Here is a 14,592-nt window from a genome sequence, read left to right as displayed (position 1 = left end):
TAAGCATCACTGCTTACACACCAGGATAGGGAGAGTACTACTCTATAGGTTAACCGAGGACCGGCGGGTCCTGCTCATCCGTGCTGTCATCCTCCAGGTCTGCCGGTTTCAGGGTTACACTAATGTCTACAATCAGGGTATCCGTCAGTTCCGTATCTACCCAGGCTGTGCCGTCCCATACCTGCTTGCGGTAGATGACGGTTATCTTGTAATCACCTGGAGCAGACGGAACATAGGCGGCCTGATACACCTCATCCGTTACGGTGAATACACCTGTTACGCCTTCCTCCGTGGAGCTCCAGGCTTCCGGATAATAACGTTCATCTCCAGGGGCAGCAGGTGCTACGTTCTGGTTGTGGCCTTCAGCCGTCAGAGTGATGGTCTCCCCTGCAAAAGGGCTGCCCGGGCTAATGCTGAGCCGGTTGCCTAGAGGAGTAACCGCCTCATACACATCGAGGGTTACCGTCTTAAGCGTACTTGCCGTCACCTTCTGTATGCCGGTAACGCGGACGTTATCGAACACCGCATTCTGGGACGTTGTTCGGAAGCCGATTTTCCCTGCGGTTAATTCTGTGATCGGGTTCGTCCATTCAAGCTTCAACTGGCCGTCCACAAAGCCTAGAATTCTGTTCCCTTTGATGACTGCCTTCAGCGTATACCATTGATTTGCAGCCGCATCGGCGAAGAGGGTACTGGACACGGGGGTCAGCGTTCCGTTTACCGCCTTGAACAGCTCCAGCTTCTTGTCGTTGACATTGATCCGGTACATGTAATAGTTATTGGCGTCCTGCACCCGGAAAAGAATACCGGCATTGGCATTGGCGATGGGAACCTTCACTTTGGCTTCCATAGCAATATCTTGCCATGAACTCCCGGCTGTAATGAGCGCCGTTGAATTGCCTTTTGTCTGAATCAAGGCTTTCGTACTGCCGTCCGTGGTTACACTCCAGGTCCCGCTGGCAGCCGTCCAGCCTGCCGTATCTCCATCCTCAAAGGTATCCGTGAACCGGACAGAATTAGGATTCGCGTCAATCGGGGTCTCGTCCACATCTGTAACCTGAATCGTGAAGCTCTTCTCCAGAGACAGGCCGTTGGCATCAATGCTCTTCACCCGGATGCTGTAGCTGCTCTTCGCTTCATAATCCGGCATGGTGCGGAGGATCAGCCTGTCTCCCTGCGGGGCAATGGAGAAGCTGCTGTTATCGGCGTCTCCTTGCCCGGGAACCAGCGCGTAGGTAAAGGTCTGGCCCGCATCCGGATGGGCTGTAGTGAAGGTGCCTACTACACCGCCTGGAGTAGTCAGCTCCGGCACCTGAGTAGCGCTGAGAGTGATATCAGTGGGCGGACTATGAATGGCGGTCACCTTGGCATCGTCATACCAGACCCCGGCTGAAGTGGTGCGGAAGCCGATTCCGCCCGAGGTTAATTCATTGACCGGATTGGTCCATGTCGTCTTCAGCACTCCGTCCACATACCCTTTGATGGTATTGCCCTGGACCGTTGCCTTAAGGGTATACCATTGGTTCTTGACAGGCACAAACGAAGTATTCGAGACCTGTGTCAACGTTCCCGCTACAGCCTTGTAGAGCTGCAGCTGGCTTGTGCTGGCATCGATCCGGTACATATAGAAGTTGTTCTGATCCTGCACCCGGAAGACAATACCTGCGTTCTCGCTTCCATTAATGAGAGGCAGTCTGGCTCTGGCTTCATACGTGTAATCTGTCCAGGATGAACCGGCTTTGGCGGTAATCAGCGCCGCCATAGTCTGGCTGGTGGACAGCACCCGGTTCCCTGTTCGATCGGTTACCGCCCAACTGCTGGCGCCTGAAGCCACGGTCCAATCCGGGAGCAGCCCGGAGGTGAAGTGATCGCTGAACCAGGCCTGATCCGTATTCGCGAAGACGACTCCGCTTACATTCTCATTCTTGATGCTCACCTTCAGGTCACTGAGATTCTTCGCCAGCGTTCCTTTGACCACCACATTTTCAAAAGTTACCCCGTTCACCATCCCGCCTCTGGTGGGATTGCCCTGAATAGGAGAATCTCCCCCCGTCTCGCGGACATTGATGTTCCGGAGAATAACATTGCTTACATCCCCTGCTGTACTGGTGGAGACCCGCAGCCAGTAATTGCCGAACTGGTTGATCCCCACCCGTTCAATATCAATATTCTCGAAGGTCACATCCTGGGCCCAGCCTTCAACCGGGAGCGGATTCTCTGTATAAGCATGGTCCACCAGCAGCGCCCGTGCACTTTGATAGACGTAGGAATTGCGGATGGTTACGCCAATCTGCGGCGTGCAGATGCCCATGCCCAGCTTGAAGGCAGCGCAGCGGGTCCAGGCGAAGCAGTCCTCGAACACCACATTCTCCAGATGCTCGATGGCACCCGGCCAGTCCTTGGACATACCTTTCTGCGGCCAGGTCTTGGTGGAGAAGGTATCGTCATCCGAGATGGCAAGGGCGTGCTTCACCAGCACGTTCTGGCTCTCGTTAATATCGATGGCATCATCTTCAAGCGTAAATAAATCCTGGTATCCCTTATAGTTGGTGATGGTTACGTTATCGGAGCGTACCACCAGGAACGCCCAGAAGCCCCCATCTCGCAGCGTTAACCCGTCGAACTTGAAGTTGCTGGTGGCCATCGGCACCACCAGGTTATTGATGAACCCCTCTCCCTGCTTATGGGTTGCAGGCGGGTTCGTCATCTTGCGTTTGCGCATCTCTATCCCTTTGCCGTCGATCGTTCCGCGTCCCCGCATGGTGATATTCACGGAATTGGTGGCGGTACGGATAAAATAAGTTCCATCCGAGATCGAATCCTTGCGGAAGTCATTCCGGTAGTCCTCGCCCCGGCCTGTGCCGACAATGACGGCTCCTCCGGCCAGGTAGAACGTAACATTGCTTTTCAGAGTCAGATTGCTGCTCTTGTACACGCCTGCCGGAATATACACAATGCCGCCTCCGGCCTGATTGGCCGCATCAATCGCCTGCTGGATGGCGCCCGAGGTGATCGTTGCCCCCGTCTTGTCTGCGTTGTACGGTGCAGCGGTCACATTGTAGATTCCCGGGCCGGAGGACGCGGGGATGTCTGTCTCCAGCGGATCGGCGGCGATCACGAGTCTTTTGCGGCGCTTGTCCGGGTCCTTCTCATTCGGGTCTTCGTTCGCAGGTGCATTAATATCCACGATCACATAGGTAGAGGCCGACAGGGTGAAGGTCAGCTTGTTGCCGTTGACCGTTCCCGTGATGTTCTTAGCCAGCGGACTGATGGAATAGGAGGTGATTGGCTTGTCTGCCGTCACCTCAAGGGTGATCGTTCCGTCAAAGGAGAACTGGGCGTAGTCATAGTCGGGTAAATACTTGACGACGGGGACCGCCTCATTGTTCACCTTCAACGAGTAGACAGAAGACGGAGTATAGATAGACGGCATCGGGTAATTCTGAATAGTTGCCGGGCCAGCAGCGGCCACCTGCGACACCGGTTCCATTCCCGGTTCCGGTTCAGCCGCACCGGCGGTCTGTGGCGGGATGAACCCCGTGAATGCGACGGCAAGCACCAGCAGCAATCTCAATACTTTGCGAGTAAGCATAAATACCTCCTCCAGATCGATTTGGCTCCAGGCAACCGCTTTCAATTCCCAGCAGGATACATAGAGTCATTCCTTACTATAATCCCGGGCCAAAAAGAAAGGAGGGTGGCAAACCCACTCTCCAGGGATACAATTATACTGTTCTGCACCATCTGTTAATCTTAGATGTAATGCATTATTAGATGAAGGACGCAAATCCAGATATTTGGAAGCTTCTATACCTTTCTATTACCCTGCCTCTTCGGGTATGACCCGTTGCGTCCGATCTCCTAGATAATCCAGAACAACCCTGACTTAAGAGATAAGTAAGAATTGCGTAAGGAACCAGAAAGTTCCGGTGGTTATACTTTTAACTAAGAAACAGCGAAAGGGTGAAACGAATGACTTTCCTGGAATTGTGTACGTTAGTCGTCAATTTTGGCTTATTAGGTTGGGTGATCGGGAAGAAGAGAAAGGCGAATGCTTCATGGCGGCAAGAATGGCCCGCAGGTGCAGCTCTGATAGTTACGCTTGCTCATTTGGGGATTGACGGGGCCAGGTGGCAGATGATTCCCGGTTACGCCGCGCCTATATTTATAGGGCTCTATATGGTTTACCGAAGGAACAAGACCGGCAGAAGAAAATGGTGGGTCGTCGTACCGAGTTTTGTGGTCCTTACGATTTATGCGGTCGTTTCCTTCTTTCTTCCTGCGGTGATGCCGATCTTTCAATTCGCTAAACCGACCGGCTCTTATTCCATCGGAACCCGTGTCATTCATCTGCAGGACGCGGGCAAGGAGCTTATGGTTCAAAGCTGGTATCCTTCGGAGGTGGGAAGCTCCGATAAACGAACAGCTTATATTCAAGATGTTCCTGAGGTGACGACAGCCCTGTCAAAAATGTTGGGGTTTCCGGGGGGCACTTTCCGGCACTTGGCGCACATTCGAACACATGCTTATTGGGAAACCAAGCTGTCATCCTCGGAGCCCTCTTATCCGGTTCTTATCTTCTCGCATGGCTTGGGCGGAGTTCGGAATCAGAACACGTTTCAAATGGAGGAATTGGCGAGTCACGGCTATATCGTCTTGAGCATCGATTATCCCACATATGCCGCGGCAACGGTTTTTCCGGACGGCCGTGTCGTTCGAGACGAGCATCAGAACCTCGTCGGGGCAGAAACAGCCGAACAGGATCGGCATATGAATGACTGGGCGACGGAAGCGACGTTCGTCTTGGATCAGCTCGATAAACTCAATGGCAGTGAGTGGTTCCAGCACAAAATGGATCTGCAGCGTATTGGTATGCTTGGACACTCATATGGCGGGTCCACATCGGTATACATGCTGCAAAATGATGCGCGTGTCAAAGCCGCCTTGAATATGGACGGAGGAATTTTTGGTTTACCGGTTGATTTCAAACTGCTTCATAAACCGTTGTTCATGATGGCTGCGGATGCCTCGCTTGATGTAGAAGCTTTCAACAAATCCTTGGATTCCTATACCGAAGACGAAGTATTGAAACAGTCTGGAAAACCAAAAGCCTGGCATAAAGCCAATATGGATGATCTGATGGCTCGAAGGGAAAGAATGCTGGCAGCTGGCGCGTTAGCGCTCGTTTTACCAAACAGTTCCCACCTCACCTTTTCCGATTTGCCACTTTATGCGCCCCTGCTTTTTGCGCCGAAAGGGGACCTTAAAAGAAAGCACGTGATCATTAACAAGTATACGGTCGCCTTCTTCGATTATTATCTTAAAGGAGATAAGACAAGCTTCTCGCGAATTGAGAGCTATCCTAACGTTCAATTTCACGGTCTGTGATCGGTCCATGTTATACTATCATCATACAGCATAATCATTGGAAATGGTGGAGATCACATGTTGCAGCGAGTTTTGCTTGTGGAAGATGATCCGGAGATAAGCCGCATGGTTGAGCAATATTTAACAATTGAGGGATTTTCCGTTGTCTGCGCTTTTGACGGGGAGAGTGTGATCGCCTTTACGAAGAAGAGTTCCTTCGCTATGATCATTCTTGACTTAATGCTGCCGGGTATGGACGGGATGGAATGCTTGAAGCAAATCCGATCAAGCAGTCTTATCCCTGTCCTTATCCTTTCCGCCAAAGGGACGGAGATCGATAAGGCGATCGGGCTTGGGTTCGGAGCAGACGATTATTTAACGAAGCCCTTCTCCATGACTGAGCTCGTGGCGCGGGTGAAGGCATTGCTTCGCCGAGCTTCGTATTGCCCTGTTCCACACAGCAGAATCGTTCGGACGAAGGGAATGATTATCGATCCTGAAACCTACTCCGTTCACAAATATGATCAAATGATTCAATTGACGTTGAAGGAATTCCAAATTCTTCACTTACTCGTGACTCATCGAAACAAAGTGTTCACGAAAGAAGAGATTTATGAGAGAGTGTGGAACGAGGAATATTACGAAGATGCCAATATCATTAATGTACATATGAGCAGGCTGAGGGAGAAGATAGAAGACGCTCCTTCTTCCCCTATCTATATCAAAACTGTATGGGGAATCGGATACAAGTGGGGAGAGATGGACATTGAATAGTATCTTGATTCTTGTCATTGTCTTCCTGCTTATATGTCTCTATGTGTCCCGGACTAAACGAACCCGGGACATTCGTGCTATCGCCACTAGCTTGAACGAGATGCTCGCAAGCAATACACCGCAAAAGTTATTTTTCGCTACTAACGATTCCACTCTCCAATATCTGCTTGTTGCAATCAATCGCATGCTTAAAGCCCACCAGCACGAATCCATATCCTATGTACAGAAAGAGTTGGCGATGAAAAGAATGCTGACCAACATCTCGCATGATTTGCGCACTCCTCTCACGATTGTCTTAGGACTTATCGAAACGATTCTTCACAATCCCAACATGACAGTACATGAGAAGGAGCAATTGCTCCTCAAAATCCATAGCCGAGCCCAGGAGATCGTCCTGTTGATCAATCGTTTTTTTGAACTGGTACAACTGGAATCGGAGGATTTGGAGCTTCCGCTAGCGAAAATCAACGTGACTGAATTATGCAGACGAAATATCCTCCTTTTCTACCATGATATGGAATCCAAAGGTCTTGAAGCCGATCTACAGCTTTCAGAAAGGCCAGTCTATACGTTGGGTAATGAAGAAGCTTTCAATCGAATTCTGCAAAATCTGCTCTCGAATGCGATTCGGTACGGCTCCGACGGGAGCGTAATCGGCATGGCGCTGCGCGAAGAAGGGCCGTTTGTAAATGTCGAAGTGTGGGATCGTGGCAGAGGAATAAGCAAGCTTGAGCAAGAACTCGTATTTGAACGGCTCTACCGGACAGAAAATGACCTCCCTCACATGCGAAGCGAAAAAGGAACGGGGCTGGGTCTCTCGATCTCCAAGCGGCTTGTGGAAAAAATGGGGGGCTGCATTCGATTGGAGAGCCAGCCCATCGAAAAAACGATAGTGACCGTGCAGCTTAAGCGAATTTAAATTAGATGAGGGATGATGCTGTGTCTTACGTCGTAAGAACGAATGACCTTTCGAAGCAGGTGGCAGGAAAGAACATAATCGTTCGACTGAACATGCAGGTGAGGCAGGGGGAAATATACGGACTGATTGGTTCGAATGGCTCCGGGAAAACGACTCTTTTTAAGCTGCTGACGGGTTTATGGAAGCCACTAAGCGGAGAGATTGAACTTTTTGGCAGACGTATCGGTCATCGATCCTATCAACACTTTCAACAGGTCGGGTGTTTGATCGGAACTCCGCGTTTCTACGAGAGGATGTCCGGTAGAGAAAACCTGGAGTTGCACTGTAAATACATGGGATATTATGATGAGAGGGTTGTAGACGAAGCGATAGAGCTTCTGGACTTGGGAGGAGTTGCGGGAAAGCCGGTACATACCTATTCTCTTGGCTTCACGAAGAAGCTGGGGCTTGCAAGAGCCATCATGTTGAAACCTCCGCTGCTGATTGTTGATGAACCTGCGAACGGAATAGATACAATCGGAATTCATATGCTGCGTCATGTATTTCGCAATTTGAACCAGCAGTACGGGATGTCGATCGTCATTTCCAGCCATCATATGGGAGAGCTGGAGCAAATGGCGGATACCGTTGGGATATTACGCGAGGGCAGGCTCATGAAGGAAGCGTCCATGACTCATATTAGAGAGGCTCACACAGGATATCTGGAAGTGAGGACGAGTGATTGCAAGAAAGCGGTAGCGCTTCTGGATACGCTATTGGACATAACGAAGTATCTTGTGATCGGTCCGAACACTATACGGATCTATGAATCCTCACTGGACTCCGCAATGATTGTCAAAACGCTGGTCATGCACGACGTGAAGATAGATGAAATAACGCATAACTCCCATACGCTTGAGGACTTTTTCATTCGAATGATGGAAGGGAAGGATCGAGATGATTCGTCTGATGAAACTTGAGCTCAAAAAGATTAAGCTCGGCCCTTACATCATCGGCTTTTGCCTTCTGAATGCTGCAATTGTTGGAATCATTTATTCCCTCTTGTCCGTATTAGACCCGCTTGACGTTCAAGTGATGTATCCTAGTTATCTCAACTATGAGTTTGTTTATAAGACTGCGCTAACGATGGTGAAGATATCAGCTACCCTGTTAATGGCTATTCTGCTAGCACAGCTCGTAGTCGGGGAGTATAAAACCGGTACCATCTCGACTCTGTTCCTCTATCCCATTTCACGGAGGAATCTGCTGCTTGCCAAACTCCTTTTAGTCATGTTGCTCGGGTTCGTCTTCATGCTCGTTTCCATGTCGGTTTCGGTTGCTTTCTTTTACGTTGTCAACCCATTTACACACTTCATTCCAGAACCGATCTCGGTGTTCGCCGATAGGCGACTTATTGGGGAAACGGGATTCCAGTCCCTTCTGACTGTGGCCGCGAGCTTCATCCCTCTAAGCATCGGAATGCGCAAAAGATCGGCGACAGCTCTGCTTATTGCGTCGTTCGTTCTGGCAATCATTCTGTATTTGCCGATTAACGCTCCAAACAACGACATAATCTTCAGTTCAAATCCGTGGATCAGTCTGATTTTCGCGGCCGCTGGAGTAGCAGCCGCATTCGAGACCCTCTATAAAGTCGAAAGGAAAGATGTTCTACTTGACGTTTTTCCTTATTGACAGGGGCAAGTACCGGCGTTCATCATACGCAAGCATGATGCTCAGTATCGCAACCGGATTGTAAAATAGCCAACTTAGTAACACGGCGAATGCAAGTTAGAAAAACCGTCAGGGAAGATCTCCCTGACGGTCTTTTTAAAGCGCTTTATAGTTCCATTTGCAAATGACAATTCACTGAAAAGCAGAGATGAAAAAACAATTTACATAATATGTTAATTATGGTATCCTCAAGATGGATGCGCTTACATATTATGCCGGAAAGGGGAGTGACTCCGTTTTTAAGAGGAAAGGCGATTTGGGTTCACTAATCAACCAAAGGAGGATATATGAAATGAAAAAAATTATGACCCGTATTGCAAGTCTGGCTCTGGCCACAGCCCTGCTGTTGCCTGCAATGTCTTATGCATCGCCTGTGACAGAGGATCAGGATCTGAGCCTCTCTGCGGATGCCGCCGCGGCTGTAACCAGCACCATCACTCCGGCTCCGCAAGGCTATGCATCTTACCGCAATAATATTCCGCACGGCAACGTACAGCAGATTTCTTATTATTCGACTACCGTAGGCAAGTCAAGAAACGCGATGGTATACACCCCTCCGGGCTATACCCCATCCAAGACCTACAATGTTCTCTACCTGCTGCACGGCATCGGCGGGGATCAGAACGAATGGCTGAACGGGATGAATCCGCGTAATATCCTGGACAACCTGTACTCTGAGAACAAGCTGGAGCCGATGATTGTCGTGTTCCCGAACGGCCGCGCTATGGCCGATGACCGCCCGATCGGCGATATTTATGCACCGGACAAGGTAGCCGCCTTCGAGCGGTTTGAATTTGACCTGATCAATGACCTCATTCCTTATGTCGACTCCCACTTCCCGGTATACAAGAATAAGCAGAACCGCGCCCTGGCCGGCTTATCCATGGGCGGCGGGCAGACCCTGAACTTCGGCCTGAAGCATCTGGACAAGTTCTCCTGGATCGGCGCGTTCTCCTCTGCTCCGAATACGAAGTCGGCCTCACAGCTGATCACTAATCCGGCGCAGACGGCCAGCCAGCTGAAGCTGCTCTGGATCTCCTGCGGCGCTTCGGACGGCCTCTTGTATATCAGCCAGAATTTCCATAACAGCCTGACCAGCATGAATGTCCCGCATCTGTGGTATCTGGATGTCGGCGGACATGAAGGCAAGGTCTGGAGCAGCGGACTGTATCAGTTCTCGCAGCGGATCTTCAAGTAATCCTGATCATAGCCTGCCTTCCCCTGATCCGCTAAGGTAGGGGGAGGGCAGCATTTCAAGATAAGCCCGGCCATACTACAAGGAGGGCACTACGATGGATGCGATAACCGATTACTATGATTCCTATGATGAGGAGGGAAGGCTGTTCAGGGATAACGGGCATCAGATCGAATGGATCACAACGATGTCTTACTTCAAAAAGCTGCTTAAGCCGGAAGCCTACATTCTTGACGGCTGTGCAGGAACGGGGAATTACTCCTTTCAGCTTGCAGAAATGGGGCATAAGGTAGTTGCCGGAGATATTGTTCCTCATAATGTAGGCATCATCAGAGAGAAGCAGCGCGTACGCCCGGTGTTGGCTGATATGTATACAGGAAGCATCACGGATTTATCACGTTTTGACAGCGGAGTTTTTGATGTTGTTTTGAACATGGGGGCCTTTTATCATATCGGCAATGAAGACCGGCAGCTTGCCATGACCGAATGCCTGCGCGTACTGAAGCCGGGCGGATTACTCGCGGTCTCCTATATTAACAATGCCGCCGTTTCGGTATTGAGCATAAGTGATGGACTCAGGAACATGGAAGATGTACTTACCTGGCATACCAACCAGACGAAGGATGGTCTATTCCTACATATGTCACCTCAGGAAATGGAACACATGGCCGCAGCCTATCATACAGAGATCGTTGCCCATCTTGGAACAGACGGGATCGGCTATCTTCTAGCTAACCATATTAATGGGGCGCAGCCAGAAGATTTCGAACACTGGCTTCAGTTTCATCTGCGGACTTGTGAGGATAAGAGTCTGCTCGGGTATAGTTTGCATGCACTGGCGATTGTGCGAAAAGTGTAAATACAGACTCACCTAACGGATAATTACGTTCTGCTGCGCACCACACATGGGTAGATCCGGAGCCCCTGGCCTTACGCCAAGGCGATTATGTTCAGTTATTCGCATACATTTGCCCCACCCGCCTACGCAACGCCGAATGTGATCGGTTTTTCGATTACATTGGGTCCACGCGCCCATGCAATGCCGAATGTGATCGGTTTTTCGATTACATTTGGTCCACGCGCCCATGCAACGCCAAATGTGATCGGTTTTTCGATTACATCTAGTCCACTCACCCACGCAACGCCGAATGTGATCGGTTTTTCGATTACATTTTGGTCGATGTATTCGCCAGAGAGCAAAAGAAGGCTGCACGCTCATCGCGTGCAGCCTTCTCCAATCATCTCTACTCTACCCAAGCTCCGTATAAATCTGGAACGTCACCCCGAACTTATCCGTCAGATCGCCGAAGCCGGGGCTGAACGGCTCCTCCCGAAACGGCATATTGATTTGACCGCCCTCCTGCAGCGCATCAAAAATTCTCCGCGACTCCTCCACACTATCCGTAGTAACGCAAATCGTAACCCGCTTCCCGCTCTCAACCGGCGTACCGCCGGGAGTATCCGAGAACATCAGCTCCGTGCCGCCCACCTGTACCTTGGCATGGGCCACCAGACTCCGTACCTCATCCGGGAACGTGTCCGGGAGGTCCGGCATATCACCATACGTCAGGATGGAGAGAACTTCAGCACCCATAGTCTGTGCATAGAACTGAATAGCCTCCTGCGTGCGCCCCTCCAGAGTGATGTAGGGAGTAAGTTTGACTGTCATTGTGTGTTCCTCCTTGAGTTCGGATTGGAATTGCCTGTGTGATTCATTAGTATAGACGTTCCGGCCGCGGCAGAATCATCGGTGCTCCGGCAATCCGAAGCGAATAAATAATTCAGTATCTATAAAATGATGAACATGCGCGATCTTCCCCCCGCTCAGCTCAAGCACATGAATCGCCCACGGGACCAGCAATCCGTCTTCTCCAGAGGGAACATATTGGGCAACGGCAGGCCGGTTCCCATTCACTCGGACCGGCATCAACCGCGAGCCCACACAGTGACTGCGTGTGATCTGGTAGAAGGCCGCGAGATCCGCGCCGCCTTGCACCCACATCGTAAATGGCGGCATCGACAGGCTGCCGTTCTCCTGGAATAAGGCGAGTAGCGCCGCAATATTGTATTGTTCAAAAGCCTCCACGTACCTGGTAATCAGTCCTTCGTCCACTTCATCATCGTCAGCCTGCAAGGCCTCGGACCGGAGCTGTGCCTTCGCCATGGTTGCCCGTGCCCGCTGCATTGCGCTGTTCACTGCGGCCACGGTCATCTCCAGTGCCCCGGCGGTCTCGGCTGCCGACCACCGGAAGACCTCCTGCAGAATCAATACGGCACGCTGGCGGGGCGGCAGCAGCTGAAGCAGTGCAATGAAGGACAGCCGGAGGGTCTCTCTGCTGACCATGATATTGCCCGGGTCATCCACATAGCCCGGAGCGGGCCAGATCCAGGAATGCTGAGGCAGGCTCTCCCGAGGCTCCGTAATGGCAGCGGCCGGTTCCGAGAGATCCATCGGCAGCGCCCTTCGCTTGGCACTTCTCAGCCGGTCCAGACAGACATTGGTGGCAATTCGGTACATCCAGGCCCTGCGTGAGGCCTGCTGCCTCACCTGCTCCTGGTGCTTCCAGGCCCGGATCATAGTATCCTGGACGGCATCCTCCGCCTCGAAGATAGAACCCATCATTCGGTAACAATACCCGGTTAGCTCGGAGCGCATATCCTCCAGCCCGTTCAGAGTCTCGGGGGTCGCAGGGGTCTCAGGGGTCTCATAGTTATGATTCATTTCAGACAGCCTCTCCTTCATGATCCGTCCAGCTCTCCCTCCATGAACTGTATGAGGTAATGTTCAGGCTGCTCAAGGAATTCCGGGAAGCTGCACAGATCTGCATACGTCTGATGCTCCACATCATAACAGCCGAGCTGCCCCTTCTTCTGCGGATTCCAGACCAGCACCAGACCGGAATAATTGTCGATATCGGCAGACAGGCGCAGCAGCTTGCGCCGGCCAGCCTTCATCTCTATCGTGTCAGTGAAGCTGAAGAAGTCAATGTACCCGATCTCATACTCATTGGGGACCAGCGTCAGGCGCAGCTCGTCCCCGGTAAGGAATTCGACCAGTTCATCCGGCAGTTTATATTTGGCCAGCTCCGCTTTCTTGTTCGCTGCATTATGGACATCCGGCGGTTCCAGCGATTTCAGGTATTCCGCCATGCCAGTATGCTTGCTGCCGACCGCAATCGTATACGGCCGCTCACCGTCCTTCTCCGCTATCATTATGTCCGCACCGCGTTCTACCAGGAAGCGGACCATGTTCAGATTCCCCATCCGGGCAGCCACCGTCAGCGGCGTCGCCCCGTAAGGATAGACCATATCCGGCTTGTTGTAGTTGATATCCACTCCCTGATCCAGCAGATAGGTAAGGGTCTTCAGATCATGGTCCGAGGCAGCTTGCCGCAGCACGGCACCAGCATGTTGCCGGATGTCCAGACCCAGCTCATGGATCAGCGGGATATTATTCTTGTTGCCATAGTAGGCCTGTGAATAAGCGCCCGATCCTGTCCGGCTGAGCAGGTCCAGCTTCGCGCCCTGTGCAGCAAGGTAGCGGACGATATCCTCCTTGCCATAACGGACCGCCCGCAGGAAGGCCGGATTCTGGCGGACATTCAGCTTCGCGCCATGCTCCACCAGCAGCTTCACTACCCCGGTCTGCCGGGTAATAATTGCCAGGTCTAGCGGACTGATCGTGGTACGCTTGCTAAGCTCTAGCTCCGCTTCGATATCCCAGCCCGCAGCAATCGCAGCCTGCAAGGCCGGAACATCCCCCTGATAGATCTGCAGCGCCCGCTCCGGCAGTACCTCGAATTTCCCTATGTCCTTCAGGACAATCATCCGCACCCCTCCTTATTCTTCACTCCTAAGCATACAGCTCGCAGCCCATCGACAGAAGCCACTCTTTCATCCTGGCAGATACCTGCCCGGCAGCCTGCTCATAGAAGACGGCTACCTCCTGCCCACCCGCCAGATTCAGGCGGATATAGCCCCCCAGCTCCCGATAGAACAGGTAGCAGACGTAAGGATTAGCAATGAAGAGATCCGGCGGATGGTCCGCCCGGTACAGGTCAGCCAGCTCCGTGAGCGCCAGCCGGCCCGCTCCCGGCGGCATCCGCAGGAAGAAATGCTCGCGGGTCCCCGTCCACGGCTCATAATAGACGCTCTCCTCCTGGCTCCGCCCATACATCCGGCGGTAGATGCCGTCCAGGATGAGGGCATAGCCAACAGCCTCTTCCTCTTCCACGGCTGGCAGCGGGATCGCTTGAATCTGCTCCGCATGACGAGGCAGCCACAGCAGCCCGTTCACCCGGGGATGGACCGCCAGGAAATCACCGTCCACAGTGGACCCGATAGCGGTACACTCGCCGATCTGCTGCTCCGTTATAGGGCTGTCTTCATCATGCTCCCATAACCCGTATTCGGCAAAAGGCCGCAGTACCTCCGGGTCAGGCAGCTGCACATTCATCCACCCGCGATACGTCCCTTCACCATACTGCTGTAAGAACTGGAGGTACGCTGGCGGATACAGAACGGTGTTCTCTGCTTCGAGCTGCTGCCTGTGATGCTCTGACAGCCGTTTGGGCTCAGATACGATATACATTCGGCATTCCCCCGGTTTCCAGCGTGAGTTATTCAT

12 protein-coding genes are annotated in these 14,592 nt (G+C 52.0%); 7 read left to right on the top strand and 5 right to left on the bottom strand.

What is annotated here, in order from left to right; all coding sequences use genetic code 11:
• Window positions 1-49: 49 nt before the first annotated feature.
• Window positions 50-3,592, bottom strand: a complete 3,543-nt coding sequence (locus NST04_RS04600; RefSeq protein ID WP_341183339.1) for a family 16 glycoside hydrolase — start codon at window positions 3,590-3,592, stop codon at window positions 50-52.
• A 380-nt stretch (window positions 3,593-3,972) separates the two neighbouring features.
• Here NST04_RS04600 and NST04_RS04595 point away from each other — a divergent pair, with 380 nt between their 5' ends.
• The 7 genes from NST04_RS04595 (at window position 3,973) to NST04_RS04565 (ending at window position 10,824) form a co-directional block, all read left to right on the top strand.
• Window positions 3,973-5,388 (top strand): alpha/beta hydrolase family protein, encoded by a 1,416-nt coding sequence (locus NST04_RS04595; protein WP_341183338.1) that lies wholly within the window; start codon window positions 3,973-3,975, stop codon window positions 5,386-5,388.
• Between the two features lie 60 nt (window positions 5,389-5,448).
• Complete coding sequence (locus NST04_RS04590) at window positions 5,449-6,141, top strand: response regulator transcription factor (RefSeq protein WP_341185176.1); 693 nt, start codon at window positions 5,449-5,451, stop codon at window positions 6,139-6,141.
• 100 nt (window positions 6,142-6,241) lie between these two features.
• Entirely contained in the window at window positions 6,242-7,060 is an 819-nt protein-coding gene (locus NST04_RS04585) for a sensor histidine kinase (RefSeq protein ID WP_341185175.1), read from the top strand.
• A gap of 5 nt (window positions 7,061-7,065) precedes the next feature.
• Window positions 7,066-8,019, top strand: coding sequence for an ABC transporter ATP-binding protein (locus NST04_RS04580; protein WP_341183337.1), 954 nt, complete (start codon window positions 7,066-7,068; stop codon window positions 8,017-8,019).
• A complete protein-coding gene (locus NST04_RS04575; protein ID WP_341183336.1) occupies window positions 7,997-8,731 on the top strand; it encodes an ABC transporter permease in 735 nt (244 codons plus the stop codon). Before NST04_RS04580 ends, NST04_RS04575 begins: the two co-directional genes overlap by 23 nt.
• Before the next feature lie 331 nt (window positions 8,732-9,062).
• Window positions 9,063-9,968: an alpha/beta hydrolase gene (locus NST04_RS04570; protein ID WP_341183335.1), complete on the top strand. Its 906-nt coding sequence runs from the start codon at window positions 9,063-9,065 to the stop codon at window positions 9,966-9,968.
• Between the two features lie 94 nt (window positions 9,969-10,062).
• A complete protein-coding gene (locus tag NST04_RS04565; RefSeq protein ID WP_341183334.1) occupies window positions 10,063-10,824 on the top strand; it encodes a class I SAM-dependent methyltransferase in 762 nt (253 codons plus the stop codon).
• Window positions 10,825-11,214: 390 nt separating this feature from the next.
• Here NST04_RS04565 and NST04_RS04560 read toward each other — a convergent pair whose 3' ends face one another.
• The 4 genes from NST04_RS04560 to NST04_RS04545 form a co-directional block, all read right to left on the bottom strand.
• Entirely contained in the window at window positions 11,215-11,634 is a 420-nt protein-coding gene (locus NST04_RS04560) for a VOC family protein (RefSeq protein WP_341183333.1), read from the bottom strand.
• 75 nt (window positions 11,635-11,709) lie between these two features.
• Complete coding sequence (locus NST04_RS04555; protein WP_341183332.1) at window positions 11,710-12,687, bottom strand: sigma-70 family RNA polymerase sigma factor; 978 nt, start codon at window positions 12,685-12,687, stop codon at window positions 11,710-11,712.
• Window positions 12,688-12,704: 17 nt separating this feature from the next.
• Window positions 12,705-13,793: an ankyrin repeat domain-containing protein gene (locus NST04_RS04550; protein ID WP_341183331.1), complete on the bottom strand. Its 1,089-nt coding sequence runs from the start codon at window positions 13,791-13,793 to the stop codon at window positions 12,705-12,707.
• Between the two features lie 25 nt (window positions 13,794-13,818).
• Window positions 13,819-14,556 (bottom strand): hypothetical protein, encoded by a 738-nt coding sequence (locus NST04_RS04545; protein ID WP_341183330.1) that lies wholly within the window; start codon window positions 14,554-14,556, stop codon window positions 13,819-13,821.
• Between the last annotated feature and the right edge of the window lie 36 nt (window positions 14,557-14,592).

Source organism: Paenibacillus sp. FSL H7-0756 (genome assembly GCF_038006765.1).
Lineage (GTDB): Bacteria > Bacillota > Bacilli > Paenibacillales > Paenibacillaceae > Paenibacillus_AQ.
The sequence above is the reverse complement of the archived record's forward strand: the minus strand, read 5'-3'. Positions and strand labels throughout refer to the sequence as shown.